Raw genomic sequence first — 24,203 nt, 5'->3', positions numbered from 1 at the left:
TAGGGCATGAACATAGAATTTGAAAGTTTAAAACTGCTTCCTCAGATGTTTGTCCTTATTGAGAAGCTAAACACTAATTTACAAAACGCCCATACAAAAAGATGGTTAAGCGTTAAAGAGTTGGCGACATATCTTAGCTACTCATCCGATAGAATCTATAAGTTAAAAGATGAGCACTTTATTGAGGGAGAACACTTTTATAAAAAAAGCGGTAAAATACTCTTTGATAGAGTTGCAATAGATTCTTGGGTGGTCGAAGGGAACACACTTGAAACTAATGACACGCGACGGCAAATTGTGGATAACGTTTTACTATCAATCGGTAAGATATAGAAGGACTCTAAATCTTGATGATAATAAGACGAACCGCAAACTTGCCACTACAAAAATAATTCCTGAGATTATCTATAAGCTAAACTCGGGAGCGTTCTTTGAAAAAGAGAAAAATAAAATACCGACGGTTGAAGAGTATGCAGAGATAAGTCTTGCTCTCCATGCAAAAAGCAGAAAAGCATCAACAACTTATGATTATGCTACGGCTATAAAACTGCATATCTCTCCGACTTTCGGTAAAAAACGCCTCAATATGATAAAACCCTCTGATATACAGCTTTGGCAAAACAGACTGCTTGATAAACTAAAACCTAGAAGAGTAAGAAACATAAGAGCAACATTTAATACCATATTTGATGATGCTATAAGAGATGAGATAATAGATAAAAATCCTATCTCTAAAGTTAAAGTTCCTAAACTTGATAAGGTTGAAGTAAAATCATTTTTGCTTGATGAAGTAAAGAAGATAGTATCAACTGCAAAAGATGACATGAAAGCTTTTACTGCATTAGGTTTCTTTAGCGGAATGAGAAGCGGAGAACTGATAGGTCTTAAATGGAGCGATGTTAACTTTGAAAAAAGAGAGATACATATCCAAAGAGCTATAAGAATGGGAACTATATCCACTCCAAAGACAAAAAACTCTATAAGAATTATAGATATACTCGATAATCTGCTTCCATATTTAAAAGAGCAATATGAACTTACTGGAAGTAAAAACTCCTATGTATTCTTAAATGATAAAGATGAGCATTACTATGATATCAAAAGAATAAGAAATACAAAATGGAAAAATCTACTCAAAGAGTGCAATATAGAGTTTAGAACTATATATCAGATGAGACATACGTTTGCAACTATAATGATTGAGAATAATGAAGATATATTATGGGTGTCAAATATGTTAGGTCACACCGATTCATCTATGACATTACAGATGTATGCAAAGTATAGAAAGAGAGAAGATGTTAAAAGAGCTTCATTTTTAGGTAATATCTAAGGGCACAAATAGGCACACTTTGGGCACAGTAAGTAAAAATAAGTCTAGGAAAGCCCGTATTTTAGGGGTTTAAAAGGTTGTGGCTCCGGATACTGGATTCGAACCAGTGACCAAGTGATTAACAGTCACCTACTCTACCGCTGAGCTAATCCGGAATGTTTTAAGAGGTCGAAATTATACTTTATGAGTTTTAAAAAGTCAAGGATTTTAGGCTATTTTGTGCGTTTTCTTTTCTCATTATCATGAGGAATAAAAAATTCCAAATTCCCAACTAGTTTTTTGGATATTTTAGACTCTTTTATTAGTATTTCAAGTCGTTTTTTACTCTCTTCATCGAAGAGCAGATTTATATCATCCATTGTCAACGGTCTTTTATCTAGGGTGTTTAATATCTCTTCATCGTCATAGTTTGAGTTGTTCGGCTCTGCATGTACCCTTGAAGCTATATGTATAGGCAGGGCATTGTCAAAAAGCAATGAAGCATTGTGGAGTTCCTTGTAGCTTAAGGCACTTACATTATAAGCAGGCGGTCTATCAATCGTACCAATGTCAATTCTTGTTACATGTAGCTTTAAAAGGACTTCATTTAGTTTTTGTATCTCTTCTTTTGTATCGTTGATACCTTTTACAAAAAGTATTTCTATGAACAGTTTCCCTTTAAATGTTTTGCTAAATTCGATTACCTTTTTTACTATATTTTCTATTTTGATACTTGGATGAGGTCTGTCTATTTTTTTAAATACATCTTCGCTAACGCCATCAAGTGAAAGTTTAACCTGGTCTAGTTTTAAAAGTGAATTAAAAATTTTATCATTTACCAATGTAGCACTGTTGGTAAGTATCAAAGTTTGAGTCGAGTTTTTGATTTTATTTATCTCATCAATAAGTTCATCAAGATAAGGATATAAAGTAGGTTCGCCGTTTGCCGTAATAGTAATTACATCTATTTTATCATGCAGATGTTCTTTTAATCCGTTAATGATAGTGGAGACTTCTACTACATTTGTCTGTTTATCTGTTGTCGCACTTGGAGCAAGTTCACAGTAAAGGCAGTCAAAATTACATTGTTTTAGGGCAGGGGAGAGGTCTATACCCAAAGAAGAACCGAATCTTCTTGAGTTAATAGGTCCAAAAATTGTTTTCACTTATTTTTTGCTTACTCTATGACATTCAGCAATAAAATGTTTTGCGTTTTCAACAGGTACGTCAGGAAGAATACCGTGTCCTAGATTAAAAATGTGACGAGAACCGCCCATTATTTTTTGCAGAGCTTCTACGCACTCAGTTGTTGCTTCTTTACTATAAAGTCTGCACGGTTCCATATTGCCTTGAAGTACGTATCTATCACCAAGCTTCTCTTTTGCAAAAGACATAGGTGTTGACCAGTCTACACCAAAAACATCAAAATTTCCGTAAACTTTATCTAAAAATGCAGGAATGCCTTTTGGAAACATGATGATTGGAATATGAGGATATTTTGCTTTTAGGTAGTCTGCAATTTCTACCATATATTTCCAAGAAAATTCATCATATTTTGCAGGCTCAATAGCAGCAGCCCATGAGTCAAATATCTGAACAACATCAATTCCCGCTTCAATCTGTTTTTCCATATAAAGTTTTACGACTTCGGTTACCTTCGCTAAAATTTTATGTAAAAGCTCTGGATTTGAGTACATCATTTTCTTACAGATATTGTAAGTTTTTGTACCTTCTCCTTCTATCATATAGGTTGCTAATGTCCATGGAGCGCCAGTAAAACCGATTAGCGCTTTATCTTCTGAGAGTTCTTGTTTTATTAGTTTGATAGTTTCATAAACATAAGTGAGTTTTGAAGCAGCTTCCTCGCCGCCGATTAGTCTGTCTAAATCTGCTTCATTTTTTATAGGGTCATTAAATTTAGGACCTTCACCTTTAATAAATTCCAAATCCATTCCCATCTCATCAGGAACAACAAGAATATCGCTAAAAAGTATAGCAGCATCAACTCCTACAATATCAACCGGTTGAAGTGTTACTTCACAAGCTTTTTTAGGGTCATGGCATAAATTTAAAAAATTTCCAGCTTGGGCACGAACTTTCATATACTCTGGAAGGTACCTACCGGCTTGTCTCATCATCCAAACCGGAGTGTAAGGAGTCTCCTTACCAAAACATGCATCTACAAATATTTTACTCATTTCATACCTTTAAGAATTTTATTTAAATTGATTATTTAGTGACTTTTTCCGACTTTTCCCAAGAAAAAAAGTCCAACTGCTACGGCAGTAATTGATAGCGCAAAGTATAGCATATCTAGCGCACCGTTATACTCCGTATGACCAACTTTTTGAAAAAAACCTACAACAAGTACCATAACGATAACTTTAGAGATTTTATCTTTTAGCTGATCTAGCGAATGTATTGCCAAAATTCTGTTTTCTTCTCCCTCTTCATCTTTAGCTGCATCTATTTCAGATATAAATAGCTCATACAAACCAAAAGCAAAAAGAAGCATTACCACACCGATTAAGTACAAATCAACTGCACCTATAATTCCTGCAACGACATCTTCATGAAAGTTTTCAGGATGAGCATGATTTATATATGTAGTAATTACATATTTTGCAGTTTCATAAATATCAAAGCTAGCAACTATAAATAGTGAGATGGCACCAATAAGCCCAAAAACTACGGCAAGAATAATAATAAATCTTGAACTCCATAAAGTATTTTCAAAAAGCTTTTCAATCATTAACTATTTTTCCTCTTCCATCTCTGCCCATTTTTGAGCTATTCTAACGGCATTTGTAGCGGCACCTACTCTTAAGTTATCTGCAACAATAAATAGATGAAGTATATTTTTAGAGAAGCTATCATTTCTAATACGTCCTACAAAAGTCTCATTTTTTTCCAAACATACAGAAGGCATCGGGTAGATAGATTCTTTTGGAGTGTCTAAAATAACAATATTTGGAGCTTTTCTTAAGATCTCTCTTGCTTCATCGGCATTAACTTCATTTGCAAATGTAAGAGTAAGTGCTTCGGCATGACCTCTTAGAGTAGGAACACGAACACATGTAGCACTTAGAGGAATTTGTTTGTGCATTATTTTGGTAGTTTCATTTACCATCTTCATCTCCTCTTTAGTGTATCCGTTATCCAGAAAAACATCTATTTGAGGAATTACATTAAGTGCGATTTGGTGCTTAAATGCTTTATGTTCACTCTCGCTTAATTTAAAAGTAAAAAAATCTTTCATTTGGTTAACAAGCTCTTCCATAGCAGTTTTTCCAGCTCCAGAAGTTGCTTGATAGGTACTTACATCTACTCTTGTAAGCCCATAAGCTTCATCTAGAGGTTTAAGTGCTTGAACCATTTGGATAGTTGAACAGTTTGGATTTGCAATTATTCCAGATTTTTTCCATTTTGCTATATCGCTAGGATTTACTTCAGGAACAACAAGGGGAATATTTTCATCCATTCTAAAGTGAGAAGTATTGTCTATTACAACAGCTCCGGCTCTTACCGCCGCTGATGCGAATTGCGCACTAACGCTTCCTCCGGCTGAAAAGAGAGCGATTTCGATATCTTCTTCTTCAAAAACGGTATCTGTAAGCTCTTTTATAACAATCTCTTTATTTCCAAACTCTACTTTTTTCCCGGCACTTCTAGAGCTTGCAAGAGGAACAAGTTTATTAATCGGAAAATTAACTTCATGCAAAATTGCAAGCATCTCTTCTCCAACCGCCCCATTCGCTCCAACTACTGCCACATTGTATTTTTTAGACATCTTTTCTCCTTATAACTGATAATTTTTTATTTTTTTAATTAGATTTTCTTTGCTCATACCGAGTATTTCAGATGTTTTGTCAACATCACCGTTTTTTGAATTTAGAACCTCTGCTATAAGCTCTCTTTCCAAACTGGATATGTCTTTTTGAGTGCTTAATCCGCGATGTTCTAAAAAAAGCTCATTAGGTGTTATCTCGTTGCCCTCACTCAAAATAACTGCTCTCTCAACGACTGAAATAAGTTCTCTTATATTTCCAGGCCATCTATATGATAAGAGCTGTTTTTTAGACTCATCAGAAAAATTTTTTAATTCAAAGTTGTATCTTTTACAATTTTGTTCCAAAATTTTATCTGCAATTTGTAAAATTTCGTCTCTTCTTTCTCTAAGAGGCGGAATATTTATGGGTATAGTATTTAAACGATAGTATAAATCATCTCTAAACTCGCCGTTTTTTATCTTATCCAAAAGATTTGCATTAGTTGCAGATACAACTCTTACATTTATTTTAGTGCTTTTAGACGAGCCTAGTCTTCTTATCTCTTTCTCCTGCAACGCACGAAGCAGTTTTGCTTGAACGCTATACGGCATCTCACCTATTTCATCCAAAAAAAGTGTTCCGCCTTCTGCTAATTCAAACTGTCCTGCTTTTGCTTCAGCTGCATCGGTAAAGGCACCTTTTTCAAATCCAAATAGCTCGCTCTCTATCAGGTTTTCCGGAATTGCAGCCATATTGATTGCTATAAAAGGTTTTTTTGCTCTAGGAGAGTTTTCATGTACATAAGAGGCAAAAAGTTCTTTGCCTACACCGCTCTCACCGAGGAGTAAAATTGTTGCATCCGTTTTAGAGGCTTTGTTGGCAATATTTAAAACTCCCTCAAGCGCTTTTGAGTTTCCGAAAAAACCGCTTATACTTTTTTTATCACTTCTTTTGGTTAATGTTTTTTTTACTTTTTGAATTCTATCTTCTCTTCTGATTGCGGTAATTAGAGTGTCCACGTCAAAAGGTTTAAGCAAAAAGTCTTTTACTCCTAGATGAATTGATTCAATTGCTCTTTGCAGCGTTGCATTTCCGGTCATTATAATAACTTCATATTTGCCATCTAATGCTTTTACAAACTCTATACCATCCATACCAGGCATATTTATATCTGTAATAACTAAATCAAAACTATCGTCAATATTTTTTAGCGCGTCTTTTGCATTTTTAAAAGTTTTTATTTCAAACTCTTGATAGTCGCTCATAGCGATTTCAAGAGATTTTCTCATATTGATATCATCTTCAACTATTGCAATTTTCACTAATTTTAGCCTTATTTTAAAGGTGCGATTGTAGCAAAATTATCATTAAAATCGACTTTGAAGCAGGTTGTTTTTAGTGTTAGAATAGTTGTTGAAAAATTTTGTAAGTTAACCGTGCTCTCTTTGTGTTCTACATGTAGTCCAAGTTCATGTATGTACTCTATAAACTCTTGCGAATTTTCAAAAACAAGAGCTTTTAAATCCTCACCGTTTCTATTTTGTAGAATTAGTTCTCTTTGAGGAGTACCTTCACATTTTGTCATAGCACGTGAAATCAGCAGTGTTTCATTGTATATAACCGAGTTTTGAACTATATATTTGTATGAAATAAGGAACTCACTTGCATTTAATGCTAGTGAGTTAAAAATTAATATCGAGCAAAGTCTGAGTGAGAAATTACTATTTCCATCTCTACTTCGCATAGCCCCTCTTTAAAAGTTGTTTCAACAACATTTGCATTTCTTACCATAGCTTGAACATAAGTACGAATAGTAGATCTTTGAACCATCATATTTTTGATAGTATCTTCGCCATCAATACGAACACCTTTTACCTTCTCTGCAATTGCTCTGTAAGCATCGGCAATAGCCGCTCTTTTCGCAAGGGCATAAGCTTGAGCGGGAGAGATAGTGTTCATAGGTGCAACTCCTTGACCTACAACAGATAGATGAATAGAAGAGTTCTTTTTCAAAACCTCTTCTTCTTTTTGAGCAGCTGTTGCAGCTTCTGAAGCTAACCTCTCATCTTTTTCCGCTTGAATTTGTGCAGCTTGAGCTTGTGCTTGTGCCAACATTTCAGCATAAGTTTGCTGCGTAACAGTAGTATCTGCAGGTTTAATAATCTCATCTGCAAAAAGTGATGAAATGCTTAAAAGTAGCGCAAATAATATTGAATATTTCATTGTAAGTTCCTTACCATGGTTTTATGTATGTTTGTAAAGCAATTACTATTCCAACTCATCTGATTCTAGAGAAAAATCATCATCTTCATCTTCAATAGGTTGTTTAGGACAGCGAGAAACATTTGCAACATCATCGCCTTTTACTATATAAACACCGCTAGTGTTTCTGCTTGATTTAGATATAGTCTGCATATCTACTCTTATCATTTTACCTGCTTTTGTCAGGGCCATCATGTCCATACTCTCATCAACCATTAGACAGCCTACTACATGTTTGCCTGTTTTTGGAGTCATCTTCATCGCAATTACTCCTGAGCCACCGCGATTTGTCAAGCGATATTCTCCTGCATCAGTACGTTTTCCGATACCTTTTTCGCTTACAACCAATATTTCCTGCTCATCGCTTGAAATAATATTTGCGTCAACCACAACATCATCTGCATGTTTAAATTTAATACCTCTGACGCCTCTTGTATTTCTACCCTGATCACGTGTTTTTTCCATATCGAATTTAATACATTGAGACATTTTTGTCATTATAAATAGATATTTGATGCTTTTGTCCGCAATTTTAGCAGTAATAATTGAGTCGTCATCATCAAGTAAAATGGCTTTTACTCCATTGCTTCTGATATTTGAGAATTCGCTTAAGTTTGTTCTTTTCACAATACCTTTTTTAGTAAAGAATACTAAAGATTTCTCTTCGCTAAAGTCCGTAGTCGGATTTATGGACTGAATTTGCTCTTCTGCAACAAGGTTAAGTAGATTTACTACTGCTTTGCCTTTTGCTGTTCTGCTTCCCTCTGGAATGCGGTAAACCTTTAGCCAATGAAGCTGACCGCGGTCTGTAACAAATAAAAGAGTATCGTGAGTGTTACATGTAAAGAATCTCTCAATAAAGTCATCTTCATAAGTAGTAACGGCTATTTTGCCTTTGCCGCCTCTTTTTTGTTTTTCATATTGAGCAAGCGGAACTCTTTTTATATATCCTCTGTGAGTTATAGTTACTACCATTGGCTCGTTAGGGATTAAATCTTCTACGTCTATATCATCGTAGTCATCTTCAATGTCGGTACGTCTAACGTCGGTATATATAGATAGAATTTCATCAAACTCTTGGTCAATTATTCCATGTAAAATCTCTTCGCTTTTTAGAATTGACTCCAAATATGTGATAAGCTCAAGAAGTTCACGAAGTTCATTTTCAATTTTTTCGCGCTCAAGACCGGTAAGTCTTCCTAAACGCATATCAACAATGCTTTGAGCTTGAATAGTAGTAAAGTCAAATTCAGATACTAAGTTATCTCTTGCTTCTTCAATATTTTTGCTTGATTTGATAACTCTTATGATTTCATCTATAATATCAAGAGCTTTTTTAAGACCTTCTAGTATATGCGCTCTTGCTTTTGCCTTTTCAAGGTCAAAAATCGTACGGCGAATAATAATAGTTTTACGGTGATTTATAAAGTGTTTTAAGATATCTATGATTCCAAAAATTCTAGGCTCTTGGTTTAAAATAGAGAGCATGATGATACCAAAAGTAGTCTGCATGCTTGTCTGCTTGAAAAGATTGTTAAGAACTATCTCGCTCATAGCATCTTTTTTAAGCTCTATTACGACGCGGATACCCTCACGGTCAGACTCATCGCGAATTTCCGAAACACCCTCTATCATTTTGTCTTTTACAAGATTTGCAATATTTTCTATAAGACGAGCTTTGTTTACTTGATATGGGAGTTCGTCTATAACTATAACGTCTCTGTTGCCTTTTTTCTCTATGTGAGTTTTTGCACGAACTTTTATACGGCCGCGTCCTGTCTCATATGCATCCATTATCCCTTTTTTGCCAAATATTGTTCCGCCTGTTGGAAAATCAGGTGCTTTAATATGCTCCATCAGTTCTATAAGCTCAATATCCGGATTTGCAAGAAGTGCTTTTAACCCGTTCATTATTTCCGTAGGATTATGCGGAGGAATATTTGTTGCCATACCTACGGCAATACCGGAAGAGCCGTTTATTAGAAGATTCGGCACACGTGTAGGCATAACATCAGGCTCTTTTGTAGTAGCATCATAGTTGTCTATCATGTTAACGGTATTTTTTTCTAAATCTTTTAGAAGTTCTCCCGCATATTTTGTCATTCTAGCTTCAGTATAACGCATTGCAGCAGCAGAATCACCATCAACAGAACCGAAGTTTCCTTGTCCGTCAACCAGTTCCATTCTCATTGAAAAATGTTGAGCCATACGAACTAGTGCATCATAAACGGCAGTATCCCCGTGCGGGTGGTATTGACCAATAACGTCACCGACAATACGCGCAGATTTTTTAAATTTTGATCCGTGAGAGAGACTTAGTTTGTCCATCGCATAAAGGATTCTTCTATGAACAGGTTTGAGTCCGTCGCGAACGTCGGGTAATGCACGTCCTACTATTACACTCATAGAATAGTCAAGATAGCTGTTTTGAAGAGTCTCTTCAATATTTATAGTTTGTATATTATCATTGTTTAGCAAGTCGCCCATATAAAACACCTAGTTTAAAAATTAAAATCTTTTTATGATATCTGAATGTCCCTTAAGCTTTATGGAAAATATATTAAAATAGAGGGAAAATATTTTATTTGTGAATTGCCGAGACGTTGTTTTATAAAGTGAAGTTATTGATTAATAATTAATCAGTTTTTTGCCTATCGTAAAATATTTTGCTAGTATAATTTGAGCAGATAAACTAAAAGGATAAAAAATGAGAAAATATCATTTGGCTTTACTATTAATTCCGTCTTTGGTCTTTGCCGAGGATTCGCTTAGCAGTGGAAATACTGCTTGGATGCTTGTTGCTACTGCATTTGTTATGTTAATGACACCGGCAGGTCTTGCACTCTTTTATGGAGGGTTAACACGTAGCAAGAATGTATTAAATACAATAGGTATGAGTTTAGGTGCATATGCGGTAGGAACATTGGTATGGGTTTTAGTAGGTTATTCAATTGCTTTTGGAAGCGGAGATATTATAGGAAGCGGGAAAGTGCTTCTGAATGGAATTACTTCAAGTACTTTAAGCGGTAGTATTCCTGAGCTTCTTTTTGTAGCATTTCAAGGTACTTTTGCAGCTATTGCAGTGGCAATTGCGAGTGGCTCTATGATAGAGCGTGTTAAGTTCTCCACATATATGGTTTTTGCAGCTTTATGGATAGTAGCTGTTTATGCACCTGTAACTCACTGGGCTTGGGGTGGAGGTTCTACACTTAACTTTGGAGAGATGGATTTTGCCGGAGGAACAGTTGTTCACTTAAATGCGGGTGTGGCAGGTTTTGTTGTAGCTATGATTTTAGGACGCAGAAGAGATTACGGTAAAACGGCGATTAAACCTTTTTCACCTGTTTTAGTCTCACTCGGTGCTGCACTGTTATGGTTTGGATGGTTTGGTTTTAATGCCGGGTCTGAGTTGGCAGCTGACGGTGTTGCAGCATCTGCATTTTTAGTTACAAATGTGGCGGCTTCACTTGGAGTAATAGGTTGGATAATAGTTGAGTGGCTTGTTTATAAAAAAGCTACTATCGTAGGTGGAGCTTCAGGTGCGGTTGCAGGTCTTGTGGCAATTACTCCTGCTTCAGGTTCAACAGGCGTTGAAGGTGCTATTATAATAGGTTTAGTCGGCGGTATTTTAGGTTTTTGGGGTGTTGCAAAACTTAAAAATATGTTTAAAGTTGATGATTCACTAGATGCTTTTTGGATACACGGATTAGTTGGTATCTGGGGTTCAATAGCGACGGCTTTGTTTATTGCTCCCTATGCACTAAAAGAGGATTATAACATGGCTTCTCAGCTTGTAAGTCAATTTCAGGCAATTGGGTTAACAATAGTGTATAGCGGTGTTGTAACTGCAATAGTTTATTTTATAGCGTCTGCAATAACAGGCGGAGGCAGAGTTGATGATGAGTCTGAAAACAGAGGTCTTGATGAGACAATTCACGGAGAAAAAGCATTAAATCTATGATTTGCTTAAAACCACAAAAATGGTTACAATTTTAAACTTAATTTGGAGATATTATTATGAAAAGAGTAGAAGCGGTTATTAAACCATTTAAATTAGAAGATGTAAAAGATGCTTTGGCTGAAATCGGAATTACGGGTATGACTGTTAGCGAAGTTAAAGGTTACGGTCGTCAAAAAGGGCATAGTGAACTCTATCGCGGTGCGGAATACGTTGTTGACTTCTTACCTAAAATCAAGATGGAGATGGTAGTTGACGATGGAAATGTTGAACAAGTTGTCAGCACAATAGTTGAAGCTGCAAGAACCGGTAAAATAGGTGACGGTAAAATATTTGTGAGTGATGTTGAGAGAATAGTTCGTATTCGTACAGGTGAAACTGATAGCGAAGCTATATAATTATTATAATGCCAAAGGAGTTTATCTCTTTGGCATAGATATTTTTTAAAATCTTCATATTGATTAAAAATTAATCAATTTTAAAAACAATAAGACTCTTCATACGATATAATGCTTCCTTCAAATTTTAAAGGATATCTACATGTTAGAAGCAGATTTCAAATACATCCTCGATACTTTTTTTACACTTTTTACAATGGTGTTAATCATCTTTATGGTACCCGGTTTTGCAATGTTAGAAGCCGGATTGGTTCGGACAAAAAATGTCTCCGCCGTTCTTACGATAAATGTTATGATTTATGCAGTAGCTTCACTTGCTTTTTTACTTATTGGTTACAAACTTGCTTTTGGAAGCTGGGATAGTACTTCAAGCAGCATTTGGGCTATTTTTATGTTTCAGATGGCATTTGTAGGCAAGACGGTAAATATTATGAGTGGCGGCGTCAGCGAGAGAGTTCGTATTATTCCATTAGCTATTTTTACGGTTATTATGGGCGCTGTTATATATCCTCTTGTAGTAAATGTAAGCTGGGGTGCCGATATGATAGCAGGAACCATGTTTGATATTAACATGTACGATTTGGCAGGTTCGACTGTTATTCACTCAACCGGCGGATGGGCACTTTTAGCGGCAATAATGATTATAGGACCTAGAAAAGGACGTTATCAAGACGGTAAGATAAAAGTAATTCCTGCTTCAAATATTCCTCTCGTAGTTCTTGGTGCCCTTTTGCTATGGATAGGATGGTTTGGGTTTAATGGTGGGAGTGTAGGCTCAATCTCAAGTATAGAAAAAGCAGATATAGTAGCAAAAACGATTATGAATACAAATACTGCCGGACTTGCCGGTGCAATAATCGCCGGTTTTATCATGTACTTCAGATACAAACTTCTTGATATTACTATGATATTAAACGGTGCTTTGGGTGGGCTTGTCGCAGTTACGGCCGGACCTGATTTATATGACATGTACACACCAATTTTGATTGGATTAGTCGGTGGCGCTTTAGTAGTTTTTGCCGTTCCTATTTTTGATAAATTTAAATTAGATGACCCTGTAGGAGCATTGTCTGTTCATTTAGTTAACGGAATATGGGGGACTTTGGCAGTCGGTATATTTGTAGATAGTATATCTTTTATGGCTCAATTAAAAGGAGTTGTACTTGTGGGAATTTTTGCCTTTAGCGTCTCATTTGTAGTTTTATATATAATTAATAAAATTTCAAGATTTAGAGCAAGCGATGACAGTCAGGTTGAGGGTATGGATATAAATGAGTGTGGAGTAGAAGCATATCCTGAATTTAAAAGAGCAATCTAGAATTTAGGAATATTTTAACGACGATATAACGATTATTTTGCTAACATTGTCTTATGATTAGACATGGCAGTTCGTTTATTATTTCGCTTATTATCCACTCCTCTTTGCTTTTATTTGTTTTGTTTATGTGGCAAAACAGTTCTGAAGTTAAAAAAGTACAAGAGGATAAGATTTGCTTAAAGCTTTGCAGTGTAGAAGCAAATGAAAAAACAGTTCAAGAGCCAAAAGAAATTATTGAACCTGAACCAAAAAAGCCTCAATCACCAGAACAAAAACCAATCCAAAAACCTAAAAAAAGAGAGATAGTAAAGCCTGCTTTCAAACCTATCCAAGAGAAAAAAATAGAGCAAACTAAGAAATCAGAACCTGAAGAGTATCAAGAAATTATCAAAGAAACGCTAGTATCATCTCCTTTGCTAAAAGAGATATCAACAAATGAGAAAACTCCTCAAAACACTCTATCTGAGTCGCAAACGAAAGATTTAGCAGTTGATAAAAAGACCCAATCGGATGAATATATAAAAGTAAATATGCAAAAAATATCACAGTTGCTTAAAGAGAATCTCTATTACCCTATGAGTGCTAGAAAAAGAAATATTACCGGTTTTGTAAAGATAAAGTTTACTCTAAAAACAAATGCACAAGCTATTAATATAAACATAGAAGAGTCAAGCAGTGATATTTTAAGCCGTGCGGCAATAAAAACTATAGAGGGGCTTAGCGGAAAATTTCCAAAGCCAAAAGAAGAGGTTACTTTAAGCACTGCAATAGAGTATGATTTAAATTAGCAAAAACATAATGAAATTGATGTTAGTCAAATGTCTTTTAATTTCTTCGTGTTATACTCAATAAATAACATTAATTAAATTTAACATATAAGGAAGAAAAAATGTCAATTAAATTAAACAGTACTTTTTCTTTAAAAAAAGTGAATTTTGCACTTACTCTTTTCCTCATTGTCATAATTTCAGGTACATTTTTATACACATATAGTGTTGCTAAAACTTCTTTTAAAAAAGAGCATATATCACAGATTAAAGGGGATATTTTAGAGCTTGGATATCTAGTATCTAAGTTTATTGAACGAGAAGGAATGCAGAGCTCACTAAATTTGCTCAATAAAAGTCTTCATACACATAAGGAATATCAGACGTTATCTATAGCGTTAGAAGATAAAATAGTAGTTTCAACCGATGCAAAAATGATAAATACAATCTATAAAAATGGACTGCATATTGATAGGATAGATAATGACTCTTTACATGAGGATATTATTTTTTACCGTGATTTTAGTTACTTCAATAAAGATATGGAGATAAAATATAATTTAATAATTGATTTAAATGATGAGTATCTTAAGTCTTCTGAAAAAGAGGTTCAAAACTTAGTCGCTACTTTTGTACTATATTTTGTTCTTATAATAGTTGTTTTTCTCCTCTTTTTATATTTTTTAAATGTCTATCCTATTATCAAGTTAAATAAACAGATTAGAACTCAAGATTTTTCTCCGGTGGATTTCCTCATAGAAGAGCATTTCTTTATATACCAGCTGTTTGAAAAAAAATATAATGAGATAGCACTTTTAAACAAAACGTTAGAAGAGAAGGTAGCACAAAGGACTAAAGAGCTGTCAAAAACAAATGAGCTTTTTAAAGAGGCTCAAAAATTGACTCGTATCGGAAATTGGGAATTTGATACACTCAAAAACAAACTTATTTGCTCGGATGAGATGTATGAAATTTTTGGACAAGATAAAAAAGAGTTGTTGTCCACTTATGACTCTTTTTTAAATTGCATTTATGAAGATGACCGCTCTTTGGTAAATGATTCTGTTAAAAAAACATTAACAACAAAAGAACATCACTCAATATATTACAGAGTGATTTTACCAAACGGTGAACAAAAAGTTGTTTATGAAAAGGCAAGAGTTGAGTTTGATGAGGAGAATAATCCTACAAAAATACTTGCAACTGTGCAGGATATTACCGAGAGGTATAAAAGAAACAGAGAACTCGAACTTCAGTCAAAACTTCTCAATGCGGTAACAGACTCTATCTTTGTCCATAACTTAGACGGAAGCTTTGTGTATGTTAATGAAGCGGCTTGCATCGATAGAGGATATACAAAAGAGGAACTTTTAAGTATGAAGGTTCAAGACCTTGATTATCATGATGAAAAAACAGGTAATGAGGTATATAAAGAGAATATAAAGAAAATTCAAAAAGAGTTAACGGAAAAAGGCAAAGTTATTTTTGAAGTTTCACATAAAACAAAAGATGGGCGTGTTATTCCTTTAGAGGTAAACTGTAGAACGTTTAAAGAGGATAATAAAAGTTATATTATAAGCATAGCCCGTGATATCAGCAAAATAAAAGCTATGTATAAAAATATTGAAATATCCGAAAAGCAGTATAGAAATTTGGTTGAAAATTCGCAAATCGGAATATTTAACACAAAAATTTCAGGCGATATAGTCTATGTAAATGATGCAATTTTAAAGATAATGGGTTATGTGTCACAAGAAGAGATTAAAGATAAAAATATTATACATGCATATAAAGAATCTTCTCAAAGAGACTATTTCGTAAATGAGTTGGTCAAACACAAAAAAGTTGAAAAAATAGAACTTGTTTTATTAACAAGAGAGTCGCAAGAGAAAAACGTGCAAGTGAGCGCACATCTTGAGGGAGATATAATTTCAGGAATATGTACGGATATCACGGAGTCTAAAAAAGCGATAGATGAGATTAAAAAACTCTCAAAAGCCATAGAGGAGATAGACGACATAATCATAATTACGGATGTAAGAGGAGAGATTACCTTTGTGAATGATGCTTTTGTGAGACACACGGGCTATAGCCGCGAAGAGAGTATAGGTCAAAATGCTTCTATTTTAAAATCTGGCAGACACGATAAAGATTTTTATAAAGAAGTATGGGACACTCTTGTGTCGGGAAATTCATTTCGAGGACTTTTTATAAACAGAAAGAAAAATGCAGAACTCTACTATGAGGAGACTACTATCTCCTCTATTAAAAATGATGATGACGAGATAACTGCATTTATATCAACCGGAAAAGATATTACGCAAAGAATCGAGATGGAGAAAAATCTTGAAAAACTGGCAACTACCGATAAATTGACAGGTATTTATAACAGACATAAATTTGAAGAGATATTTAACCTTGAGCTTAACCGTGTACTAAGATATGAAAGCCCTCTTACCCTTATAATGTTTGATATTGACTACTTTAAAAAAGTTAATGACACTTATGGACACGATACCGGAGATTATGTTTTAAAAGAGATAGTAAATATTGTAAAAGAGAATATTAGACACTCCGATATATTTGTAAGATGGGGCGGAGAGGAGTTTCTTATTTTATCTCCTGAAACAGACTCTTTAAGTGCTGCTACTTTGGCTGAAAAACTAAGAGAGGCTATTGAAGCAACGATGTTTGACAAAGTAGGCAGCGTTACATGTAGTTTTGGAGTCACTTTTTATAAAGATAAAGAGAGCGCAGAGAGTTTTATAAAACGAGTTGATGATGCACTTTATATGGCAAAAAATAAAGGTAGAAATACGGTGGTTGATATATAGTGTTTTTAGATTGTTTTGACGTCTTGGCTCGGTAAATATTAAAGAGAGAGTAAGTGGTGACCCCGAGGAGAATCGAACTCCTGTAACATGGATGAAAACCATGGATCCTGACCGCTAGACGACGGGGCCACTCTATAGCGTTTTTATATAAATGGTGTCCTGTGATGGATTCGAACCATCGGCCACCTCATTAAAAGTGAGATGCTCTACCAGCTGAGCTAACAAGACATGTTTAGACCTCAAACCTACTGTTTGTGGACGCGAATTATAGACAAATAGAATATATATGTCAAGAAAAAAACTGCTAAATTTTGAAATTTATTCACATTCTATTCATATGTTGAATGTATCATTGAACAGCTAAAAATAAAAGGTTTAATTCTTAGATGAAAATTTTGATAGTAGAAGACGATAAAAAAATAGCCTCTTTTTTAAAAAAAGGCTTAGAAGAGGAATATTTTACAGTTGACATAACCGATAACGGCGACGAAGCGCTCTATCTTGTAGAATTTAACGGGTATGATGTCATCATCTTGGATATAATGATAGAGGGTAGCAACGGGTATGAAGTGTGCAAAAGTATAAAAAGCAAAAAGATATCCGCTAAAAGTATTGAGAGTGTGGGGAGTATATTTAGCGTAATTTTTCATAAATAATTCATTTTAAAAATATGAAATCTCACAAAATATATGAGAGATTTTAGCTGATAAAATTTAGATATATTTTATACTAAAAAGGTATCATAAAAAGTTTAATTCTGGGGAGAAAATATATGAAGTTTTTTAACATGTTAATCATGACTGCCGCCGTTCTTTTTGCGTCGGATAATGGTTATTCGACAAAATCTAACTGGCTTATGGATATTGATTCAGCTAATGGCAGGTTCGAGGCGGTGCAGAAGCAATTTAGAGGATTTGATACGGCGATGATGGAAGTCGGATATAGATACGAGAGTGTCAAAAAAGCCGTTGATGAAAAAAACTATGAGCTGGCACTTTATCATTGGCAAAAGATAAAAACAGCCATGCAAAACGGTTACGTAAGAAGACCTGCGAGAGAAGAAGCCAGTCGAATCTACTTTTTAGATAACACGTACGAAGAGTTTAAAAAGATGCTTGTGTCACAAAACGATACGAAAATAGAAGAGAGATTTAGCTATGTTAAAGACTCTTGCAATGCTTGCCATATAAATCAAAAAGTAGGGTTTATAACGGTTAAGTAATTTACATTTGTTTTATCTGCCGTTTTTTTGACAATTTTATCTTTAATAGGTTAAAATGTGATAAATTTATTATAAAAGGGTTTTAAGTGGAACTGTTTATTATTGCTTTTGCATCATTTATTGCTGCACTTCTTACTTTTTTTAGCGGTTTTGGGCTTGGCACCCTTCTTATGCCTGTAGTTGCTATCTTTTTCCCGCCTGCCGTTGCCATAGCTATTACCGCGGTTGTTCATTTTGCCAACAATATATTAAAGTTTTTTTTAGTAGCAAAAAATGCAGATACTAAAGTTTTATTATATTTTGGTCTGCCTGCCGTAATTTTTGCTTTTATGGGTGCTTATTTATTGGGATTCTTATCAGGGATAGAGATACTTTATGAGTATAAACTATTTGATAAAAGTTTTGTTGTTACTCCAATCAAATTTGTTATAGGCGTTTTGATACTCTTTTTCGTACTCCTTGAGTCGCTCCCTTTTTTTGCCGATATCGCGTTAGATAAAAAGTATCTTCCTATAGGCGGTGTTTTAAGCGGTTTTTTCGGCGGATTGTCTGGAAATCAAGGAGCTTTTAGAAGTATGTTTTTACTAAAAGCCGGGCTTAGTAAAGAGAGTTTTATAGCTACGGGCGTAGTTCTTGCTGTAATGGTTGACAGTGCTAGGATGATTATATACGGCGAGAGTTTCTTGCAAGAGGGCGACATAGATTGGTGGATGGTATTTGTCGCTACCGCGGCGGCTTTTTTAGGAACGTTTATCGGTAATAAACTCTTAAAGAAAATCTCTATAGAGTTTATACGCCTAGTTGTTTCAGGATTGCTAATTGTTATCTCTTTTGGGCTTATAAGCGGGATTATATAATACATCAATGAATAGCTTTGATTTTGAATATCCATACCTTCTGCTCTTTATTTTCCCGCTGCTTTATTGCATGTATAAATGTAAAGAATATCTAAAGCCTAGATATTTTGTACATTTGCATTTTTTATCAGCCAAAAAAAGTTTTCCAAAATTAGAGTGGTTATTAAAGATAATCATATTTTTGTTGTTGTGTATTGCCCTTTCCTCTCCTATAATAGTCGATAAAATAAACCCGTTAAACAGACACGGCAAAGATATACTCTTGGCAATAGATGCAAGCGGTTCTATGAATTCATCCGGATTTGATGCACAAAATGAAGTAAGTGGCGGTGAGAGACTCTCAAGATTTGAGATAACAAAAAAAATTGCAACAGAGTTTATAGAAAAAAGGCAAGAAGATAATGTCGGTATAGTTTTATACGGAGATTTTGCTTTTATCGCATCGCCTATAACTTATGAAAAAAATATAGTCGTTGAAATGTTGGGATATCTCACTCACGGTATGGCAGGACAAAATACTGCTATAGGCGAAGCGATAGCCATGGGAGTTAGAGCTTTTAAGCACTCAAAAGCCAAATCAAAAATAATTATTCTTTTAACGGACGGCGAGCATAACAGCGGTGCAACCTCCCCGAAAGATGCAATCGCACTTGCAAAAGATAAAAATATAAAGATATACACGATAGGCATAGGAAACAAGGGCGAAGCCGATGAAGCGCTTTTGAAAAAGATTGCAAATGAGAGCGACGGAGAATTTTTTAGTGCAGCCTCTGCAAAAGAGCTTCAAGAAGTGTATGAAAAAATAGATGAGACGGAATCTTCAAAAATAAAAAGCAGAGAGTATCTTTTGAAGGATTATTACTACTTTATATTTTTGCTTTTGGCATTGGCGGTTTTACTCTATCTTCTTTATAGAGAGGCAAAAAAATGAGCCTGTTATATCCGCAATTTTTATGGCTTTTGGTTCTATTTTTACCTTTTTTCGTAAAAAAAGACTTCAGAGAGTTTCGAGTTGTATTTTACGGCTACATGTTAAGTGCAGTTTTTATAATCATAGCACTTAGCAGACCCGTAATAGAACAAGAACCTATAGAGTCAAAACAGATACTTAGCGATGTAATCATAGGAGTAGATTTGTCTTACTCTATGCAGACAAGTGATATAGAGCCGACAAGATTGTCTTATGCGAAAGAGATGCTAAAAAAGCTTGTTGAATCGGAGCAAAAAAGCAGATTTGCCGTTTTAGGTTTTACGACAAATGCTATTGTTTTATCGCCTTTGACCGAAGATAAAGAGCTTTTGCTTCATCTTTTTAACGCGCTGGATGATAAACTCATTATTACAAAAGGCAGCAGTATTATGTCGGCACTAGAGCTTGCAAGGAAGATGTCAAAATCAAAAAATCCGACCGTTGTGCTATTTAGCGACGGAGCGGATGAGCTTGGTTATGAAGCAGAGGCTATGTTTGCCAAAAAAAGCAACCTTAGAGTAAATATCTTTATGACTGCTTCAACAATGGGCGGAACGATGAGGCTTGAAAACGGCGAACTATTAAAAGATGAACTAGGCGATATAGCTATAAGCCGAGAAAACAGTGCCGTAAAAGAGATAGCAGATGCTACGGGAGGAGTCTATACGAAAGATTTTGATACACTTTTGGATGCATTAAATTCTCAAAAATCAAAAGATAAAGAGAGTAAAACATTAATAGTAAGGAATATGGAACTTTTTTACTATTTCGTATTTCTGGCAATTGCTACATTTTTGATAAGTGTAACCACGTTAAAGAGATATGTAGTAGCATTTTTGCTTCTTTTTGGCATACATGTAAATGCAAGTCAAAATATGGACTATTTTAAGGCTGCGACACAGTTTTATAAATGCGGTGAGTATGAAAAAGCACTGCAAAGTTATGAAAAGGTAAAATCAAACGACTTGCAGACAAAATCTATAATTTATTACAATATCGCTAACTCACTGGTTAGGCTTCAAGAGTTTGAAAAAGCAAGAGTGGCGTACCTAAAATCATTGACGCTTTTTTACTCGAAAGAGGCGTATGAGAACATGGAATTTATAAAAGATGTCGGCGAAAAAAAAGAGATGAGTACGGGGCAACAACAAGCCAAAGAGAAATCTGCACTTGCAAAAAAAGAGCAGAATCAAAAAAAACAAAAAGAGGGGGGTGGCTCAAATATGAAAGTAGATGCAGCTGCTAGCAGTGCTTCGGATGACGGCAAAAAAAGCGAATCAAAAGAACAAACAAGTTTAAATAGTTCCAAAGCAAAACTAAGCTCAAAACAGTATGAGTTAATAAACAAAAGGGGAGTCAATGAGAAAAAGCCTTGGTAAAATTTTTTTAATACTGTTTTTATTTTTACATGTAGATATATTTGCATCTGTCTATGAATGGAGTGCTTCTGCAAACAAAACATCCGCTTATGTAAATGAGGCAATTTATCTTAAATATGTCTGCACTTTTAGCGATACTTCAGAGCTATACACTATAGAGTTTAAACCGGCAGGCGACTATGAAAAATATCTGCTTAAAAATTTAAGACAGAGCGAAAATATAGTTGATGGAAAAAGAGTCAACAGTTATGAGTTTATAGCATTTGCAAAAAGAGCAGGGGAGATAAGCTTTGATTTTGAAGCTCTAATGAAAAAAACGACAAAAGATTCTATAGAAAATACCGTAATCGGAAGAGATAATATGCAAAAAGAGGAGTTTGTAAAAACTATTGTTAAACAACAAACTCTTACTCTAAATATAAAAGAGACAAATAGTTCATTAATTGGAAATTTTAGTTTAGAGCTAAAACAAGAAAAGAGCGAAGTTAAAGCTTATGAACCTTATCATCTACATGTAGTGATAAAAGGAGAGGGCAATTTTGAAGCAATACAACCTCTGAAATTTGAGATAGAGGGAGTAAAAGTTTTTGCTGAAAAAGCCGTTACGGAAGCAGTGTTAAGTGAAAATGGAGAAAGAGGAGAGTGGAGTCAAAAGTTTGCTTTTGTAAGTGATCAAAATTTTACAATCCCAAAGGTGGAGATAGAGTACTTTAATCTCTTGGAGAAAAAAAGCGATATTTTGGTTTTAGAACCGATACATGTACATGTAGAAAAAGGCTTTAGCAAAGAGGAACTCCTTGATAACGTGAAAGATGAGAGTTTTAAATTTAACTACTCTTACTTATACTACATGTTGATTTTTATAGCCGGTTTTTTAGCGGCAAAAGTAAAGATAAACAAAAAAATAGTAAAACAGAGCGAAGATGAAGAGTTTAAGCAAAAGATACAAAATGCAAAATCGCTTAAAGAGCTGATGCTTATTTTGGCGCTTAAAGATTCAAAAAAATATGATAGTCTGATTTTAGATATAGAACAAAAGAGAGCTGTCTCGCTTAGGGATGCAAAAAAGATAAGTATGTTAATATGATATTAAACAAAAGGCTACCTATGAGTGGATCTAAGTTACATGTAGTACAAAGAGCCGTTGTGTTTTTAAGTATTGTTATAATGTTAGGCGGCTGCTCACAAAAAGTGGCGATTCGTGTTCTTGAGCCTTCCGAGATAGAGAGAGCCGCATTAACAAAAAAGCTTAGTGTTTCAGAGTTTAATAATGATACCATAGGGCTTTCAAACAAGATAGAAGCGCAGCTTGCAAACAAAAAAATAGATAATAAAAGCTACTTTACTATGATTAGCAGAAAAGATTTTAAAAAAATCATAGATGAGCAGAAAATTCAAAACAGCGGATTGATAAATATTTCGGATGCGGTTGAGGTAGGCAATCTAATAGGAGCAGAGGCGATAATATCCGGGAATGTTTCAAATGTTACGTCAAACGACACTCACTATCTCTCGGAGCGAATCAGTTGTGCCGATAACAAATGCAAAACATATACGACTTATAAAGTCCGTTGTACCAAAAGAGTTGTCGGTTTATCTGCCGAAATACGTATGATTGACGTTGCCAAAGGGGATATAATCTACGCTGACACTATCGGTAAAACATCTGAATTTTCCCACTGCAGTGATGACTCTGTGGCACTTCCCTCGGCAGAGATGGCGGCACAAAGATTGGCTGAAAAAATTGCGACCGGTTTTACATATAAATTAACTCCGTATTATCGTTATGTTGAGGTTGTATTACTAGAAAAACCGGATATAAAGTATAGTGACAAAGAGGAGAAGCTTTTGAAATTCTCTTTGGAGTATATTAAACAAAACAGATATGATAAGGCAGAGTTTTATTTAATTGAGTTGATTGACTCAACCAAACAAAAGAGCTATGTTCCTTTTTATAATTTGGGGGTAATAAAAGAGGCACAGGGGGATTACAAAGAGGCGCAAAAATATTATAACATTGCCGATAAAATGATTGTAGAGCCTATAGAAGAGGTGAGTTTGGCTTATGTTAGAATTCAAAATTTAATTGAAAAAAACACTAAAGCCAAAGAGCAACTCTCAAGATAAAGGTATATGATGCGATTAAAAGTGTTTATAATTTTTACGGCGTTCATTTTGCTTTTTTGGGGATGCGGCTCTATAAAACAGCTTGAATTATCCCAAAACAAAACTCTTCCCCTTTGGTACACGACTCCTTTAAAAACAGACAAAACGACTCTATACTCAACAGGAGAGGGTAAAAACAGAGATGAGGCAATCGCGGATGCTCTTAATATGATGGCTTCTACTCTAAGCGTTTCAATCGCATCGCAGTTTAACTCTAAAGAGGTTGTAAGCGAAGGCTCAAATAGCAGTTATTCTTCAAGAGTCTCAAACGAGATTCAAAGTAATGTTAAAAAGCTTCGTATAAGCCAATATGAACTTTTAAATGCGCAGGAACTTGGTTTTAGAAAATATATAGTTTTAATAAAGTCGGATAAAAAAAAGCTTTTTGAGAGTCTAAAAACAGAGTTGAATCAAAAGTTTGAGCTTATAGATAAGCAGTTAAAAGAGTTGCAAAACTACAATGTGATAAAGCAGTTAAATATTTATAAAAATGCAAAAGAAGATGTTTTGGATGTGCCGAATAATCTAATTGTTATGAATGTGCTAGATAACAGTTTTGATAGCAAAAATTATCTTTACAAACTTAACATGATAAACAGCGGCTATGACAATCTACTCTCTAGCGTTTCATTTAGTATTAAAGCAGATTCGGAGTCAAAAAATCTAATCTCCTCTATAAGCCATGGGCTTGGTGTAAAAAAACTGCAAATTAAAGACAGCGTTGATGATAAACATGTAATAATTTTTGTCAAATCAGATATACAAAAAGCCGCTTCATACGGATTTACACTTGCGCGCTCTGCTATAGAGATAAGTGTTGAGGACAATAACGGCTCTGTAATAGGAAGTAATAAATTAAATATCACAGGACAATCTACTCAGAATTATGAAGCCGCAAAAGAGGGCGTTGCGGTAAAATTAAACGACATGATAAAAAAAGAGGGGATAGGAAAAGTTTTGGGTTTGGATTTGTGATTTTTTAAATTTAAC

At 34.7% G+C, this 24,203-nt stretch carries 23 protein-coding genes and 3 tRNA genes; 15 read left to right on the top strand and 11 right to left on the bottom strand.

Going from position 1 to position 24,203, the window contains the following annotated elements:
* The first annotated feature begins 6 nt into the window (after window positions 1-6).
* Complete coding sequence (locus A2530_RS09460; RefSeq protein WP_294883588.1) at window positions 7-333, top strand: helix-turn-helix domain-containing protein; 327 nt, start codon at window positions 7-9, stop codon at window positions 331-333.
* Window positions 278-1,333, top strand: coding sequence for a site-specific integrase (locus A2530_RS09455; RefSeq protein WP_294883600.1), 1,056 nt, complete (start codon window positions 278-280; stop codon window positions 1,331-1,333). The genes A2530_RS09460 and A2530_RS09455 overlap by 56 nt, the downstream gene beginning before the upstream one ends.
* Window positions 1,334-1,413: 80 nt before the next feature.
* Here the strand turns inward: A2530_RS09455 and A2530_RS09450 are convergent.
* The 9 genes from A2530_RS09450 to gyrA all read right to left on the bottom strand — a co-directional run bounded on the left by A2530_RS09450 (window position 1,414) and on the right by gyrA (window position 9,831).
* Window positions 1,414-1,488: transfer RNA gene (locus tag A2530_RS09450), tRNA-Asn, on the bottom strand.
* A gap of 57 nt (window positions 1,489-1,545) precedes the next feature.
* On the bottom strand, window positions 1,546-2,478 hold the full coding sequence (locus A2530_RS09445; protein ID WP_294883586.1) for a radical SAM protein: 933 nt from the start codon (window positions 2,476-2,478) through the stop codon (window positions 1,546-1,548).
* A complete protein-coding gene (gene hemE / locus A2530_RS09440) occupies window positions 2,479-3,510 on the bottom strand; it encodes a uroporphyrinogen decarboxylase (RefSeq protein ID WP_294883585.1) in 1,032 nt (343 codons plus the stop codon).
* 35 nt (window positions 3,511-3,545) lie between these two features.
* Complete coding sequence (locus A2530_RS09435; protein ID WP_294883583.1) at window positions 3,546-4,064, bottom strand: YqhA family protein; 519 nt, start codon at window positions 4,062-4,064, stop codon at window positions 3,546-3,548.
* 3 nt (window positions 4,065-4,067) lie between these two features.
* Window positions 4,068-5,102 (bottom strand): aspartate-semialdehyde dehydrogenase, encoded by a 1,035-nt coding sequence (locus A2530_RS09430; RefSeq protein ID WP_294883582.1) that lies wholly within the window; start codon window positions 5,100-5,102, stop codon window positions 4,068-4,070.
* Window positions 5,103-5,111: 9 nt separating this feature from the next.
* The gene (locus A2530_RS09425; protein WP_294883580.1) at window positions 5,112-6,404 is read right to left on the bottom strand and encodes a sigma-54 dependent transcriptional regulator; all 1,293 of its coding nucleotides are present in this window, start codon (window positions 6,402-6,404) and stop codon (window positions 5,112-5,114) included.
* Window positions 6,405-6,415: 11 nt separating this feature from the next.
* Window positions 6,416-6,826: a hypothetical protein gene (locus A2530_RS09420; protein WP_294883579.1), complete on the bottom strand. Its 411-nt coding sequence runs from the start codon at window positions 6,824-6,826 to the stop codon at window positions 6,416-6,418.
* A complete protein-coding gene (locus tag A2530_RS09415) occupies window positions 6,772-7,305 on the bottom strand; it encodes an LPP20 family lipoprotein (RefSeq protein WP_294883576.1) in 534 nt (177 codons plus the stop codon). The genes A2530_RS09420 and A2530_RS09415 overlap by 55 nt, the downstream gene beginning before the upstream one ends.
* 45 nt (window positions 7,306-7,350) lie before the next feature.
* Window positions 7,351-9,831 (bottom strand): DNA gyrase subunit A, encoded by a 2,481-nt coding sequence (gene gyrA / locus A2530_RS09410; RefSeq protein ID WP_294883574.1) that lies wholly within the window; start codon window positions 9,829-9,831, stop codon window positions 7,351-7,353.
* A 220-nt stretch (window positions 9,832-10,051) separates the two neighbouring features.
* Between gyrA and A2530_RS09405 the strand changes: the two genes are divergently transcribed.
* From A2530_RS09405 to A2530_RS09385, 5 genes are all read left to right on the top strand, one after another.
* The gene (locus A2530_RS09405; RefSeq protein WP_294883572.1) at window positions 10,052-11,305 is read left to right on the top strand and encodes an ammonium transporter; all 1,254 of its coding nucleotides are present in this window, start codon (window positions 10,052-10,054) and stop codon (window positions 11,303-11,305) included.
* Between the two features lie 56 nt (window positions 11,306-11,361).
* Window positions 11,362-11,700: a P-II family nitrogen regulator gene (locus A2530_RS09400; RefSeq protein WP_294883571.1), complete on the top strand. Its 339-nt coding sequence runs from the start codon at window positions 11,362-11,364 to the stop codon at window positions 11,698-11,700.
* 142 nt (window positions 11,701-11,842) lie between these two features.
* A complete protein-coding gene (locus A2530_RS09395) occupies window positions 11,843-13,018 on the top strand; it encodes an ammonium transporter (RefSeq protein WP_294883569.1) in 1,176 nt (391 codons plus the stop codon).
* 53 nt (window positions 13,019-13,071) lie between these two features.
* On the top strand, window positions 13,072-13,806 hold the full coding sequence (locus A2530_RS09390; RefSeq protein WP_294883567.1) for a TonB family protein: 735 nt from the start codon (window positions 13,072-13,074) through the stop codon (window positions 13,804-13,806).
* Window positions 13,807-13,907: 101 nt separating this feature from the next.
* On the top strand, window positions 13,908-16,619 hold the full coding sequence (locus A2530_RS09385; protein ID WP_294883566.1) for a PAS domain S-box protein: 2,712 nt from the start codon (window positions 13,908-13,910) through the stop codon (window positions 16,617-16,619).
* A gap of 54 nt (window positions 16,620-16,673) precedes the next feature.
* Here A2530_RS09385 and A2530_RS09380 read toward each other — a convergent pair.
* Window positions 16,674-16,748 (bottom strand) — tRNA-Glu (locus A2530_RS09380).
* A 23-nt stretch (window positions 16,749-16,771) separates the two neighbouring features.
* Window positions 16,772-16,847: transfer RNA gene (locus tag A2530_RS09375), tRNA-Lys, on the bottom strand.
* A 158-nt stretch (window positions 16,848-17,005) separates the two neighbouring features.
* On the opposite strand from A2530_RS09375, the gene A2530_RS09370 reads away from it, so the two are divergent.
* The 8 genes from A2530_RS09370 to A2530_RS09335 all read left to right on the top strand — a co-directional run bounded on the left by A2530_RS09370 (window position 17,006) and on the right by A2530_RS09335 (window position 24,188).
* The gene (locus A2530_RS09370) at window positions 17,006-17,275 is read left to right on the top strand and encodes a response regulator (RefSeq protein ID WP_294883565.1); all 270 of its coding nucleotides are present in this window, start codon (window positions 17,006-17,008) and stop codon (window positions 17,273-17,275) included.
* A 116-nt stretch (window positions 17,276-17,391) separates the two neighbouring features.
* The gene (locus A2530_RS09365) at window positions 17,392-17,841 is read left to right on the top strand and encodes a hypothetical protein (protein WP_294883563.1); all 450 of its coding nucleotides are present in this window, start codon (window positions 17,392-17,394) and stop codon (window positions 17,839-17,841) included.
* Between the two features lie 86 nt (window positions 17,842-17,927).
* Complete coding sequence (locus A2530_RS09360; protein ID WP_294883562.1) at window positions 17,928-18,698, top strand: sulfite exporter TauE/SafE family protein; 771 nt, start codon at window positions 17,928-17,930, stop codon at window positions 18,696-18,698.
* Window positions 18,699-18,879: 181 nt separating this feature from the next.
* A complete protein-coding gene (locus A2530_RS09355; RefSeq protein WP_294883561.1) occupies window positions 18,880-19,629 on the top strand; it encodes a VWA domain-containing protein in 750 nt (249 codons plus the stop codon).
* The gene (locus tag A2530_RS09350; protein WP_294883560.1) at window positions 19,626-21,047 is read left to right on the top strand and encodes a VWA domain-containing protein; all 1,422 of its coding nucleotides are present in this window, start codon (window positions 19,626-19,628) and stop codon (window positions 21,045-21,047) included. The genes A2530_RS09355 and A2530_RS09350 overlap by 4 nt, the downstream gene beginning before the upstream one ends.
* Window positions 21,028-22,134, top strand: coding sequence for a hypothetical protein (locus tag A2530_RS09345; RefSeq protein ID WP_294883559.1), 1,107 nt, complete (start codon window positions 21,028-21,030; stop codon window positions 22,132-22,134). The genes A2530_RS09350 and A2530_RS09345 overlap by 20 nt, the downstream gene beginning before the upstream one ends.
* Before the next feature lie 20 nt (window positions 22,135-22,154).
* Window positions 22,155-23,174 carry a CsgG/HfaB family protein gene (locus A2530_RS09340; RefSeq protein ID WP_294883557.1) on the top strand — a complete coding sequence of 340 codons (1,020 nt, stop codon included), beginning with the start codon at window positions 22,155-22,157 and terminating at the stop codon, window positions 23,172-23,174.
* A gap of 9 nt (window positions 23,175-23,183) precedes the next feature.
* Window positions 23,184-24,188, top strand: a complete 1,005-nt coding sequence (locus tag A2530_RS09335) for an LPP20 family lipoprotein (protein ID WP_294883556.1) — start codon at window positions 23,184-23,186, stop codon at window positions 24,186-24,188.
* Window positions 24,189-24,203: the final 15 nt, after the last annotated feature.

Origin of the sequence: Sulfurimonas sp. RIFOXYD2_FULL_34_21, assembly GCF_001830805.1 — a bacterium.
Taxonomy (GTDB): Bacteria; Campylobacterota; Campylobacteria; order Campylobacterales; family Sulfurimonadaceae; genus Sulfurimonas.
This window is presented reverse-complemented; position numbering and strand designations above follow the sequence as displayed.

Coding starts and splice junctions, on each gene's coding strand:
- A2530_RS09455 (WP_294883600.1), top strand. CDS start 278: ATGACACGCGACGGCAAATTGTGGATAACGTTTTACTATCAATCGGTA.
- A2530_RS09335 (WP_294883556.1), top strand. CDS start 23,184: ATGCGATTAAAAGTGTTTATAATTTTTACGGCGTTCATTTTGCTTTTT.
- A2530_RS09400 (WP_294883571.1), top strand. CDS start 11,362: ATGAAAAGAGTAGAAGCGGTTATTAAACCATTTAAATTAGAAGATGTA.
- hemE (WP_294883585.1), bottom strand. CDS start 3,510: ATGAGTAAAATATTTGTAGATGCATGTTTTGGTAAGGAGACTCCTTAC.
- A2530_RS09365 (WP_294883563.1), top strand. CDS start 17,392: ATGAAGTTTTTTAACATGTTAATCATGACTGCCGCCGTTCTTTTTGCG.
- A2530_RS09405 (WP_294883572.1), top strand. CDS start 10,052: ATGAGAAAATATCATTTGGCTTTACTATTAATTCCGTCTTTGGTCTTT.
- gyrA (WP_294883574.1), bottom strand. CDS start 9,831: ATGGGCGACTTGCTAAACAATGATAATATACAAACTATAAATATTGAA.
- A2530_RS09460 (WP_294883588.1), top strand. CDS start 7: ATGAACATAGAATTTGAAAGTTTAAAACTGCTTCCTCAGATGTTTGTC.
- A2530_RS09345 (WP_294883559.1), top strand. CDS start 21,028: ATGAGAAAAAGCCTTGGTAAAATTTTTTTAATACTGTTTTTATTTTTA.
- A2530_RS09395 (WP_294883569.1), top strand. CDS start 11,843: ATGTTAGAAGCAGATTTCAAATACATCCTCGATACTTTTTTTACACTT.
- A2530_RS09430 (WP_294883582.1), bottom strand. CDS start 5,102: ATGTCTAAAAAATACAATGTGGCAGTAGTTGGAGCGAATGGGGCGGTT.
- A2530_RS09390 (WP_294883567.1), top strand. CDS start 13,072: ATGATTAGACATGGCAGTTCGTTTATTATTTCGCTTATTATCCACTCC.
- A2530_RS09350 (WP_294883560.1), top strand. CDS start 19,626: ATGAGCCTGTTATATCCGCAATTTTTATGGCTTTTGGTTCTATTTTTA.
- A2530_RS09435 (WP_294883583.1), bottom strand. CDS start 4,064: ATGATTGAAAAGCTTTTTGAAAATACTTTATGGAGTTCAAGATTTATT.
- A2530_RS09370 (WP_294883565.1), top strand. CDS start 17,006: ATGAAAATTTTGATAGTAGAAGACGATAAAAAAATAGCCTCTTTTTTA.
- A2530_RS09385 (WP_294883566.1), top strand. CDS start 13,908: ATGTCAATTAAATTAAACAGTACTTTTTCTTTAAAAAAAGTGAATTTT.
- A2530_RS09340 (WP_294883557.1), top strand. CDS start 22,155: ATGAGTGGATCTAAGTTACATGTAGTACAAAGAGCCGTTGTGTTTTTA.
- A2530_RS09420 (WP_294883579.1), bottom strand. CDS start 6,826: ATGCGAAGTAGAGATGGAAATAGTAATTTCTCACTCAGACTTTGCTCG.
- A2530_RS09415 (WP_294883576.1), bottom strand. CDS start 7,305: ATGAAATATTCAATATTATTTGCGCTACTTTTAAGCATTTCATCACTT.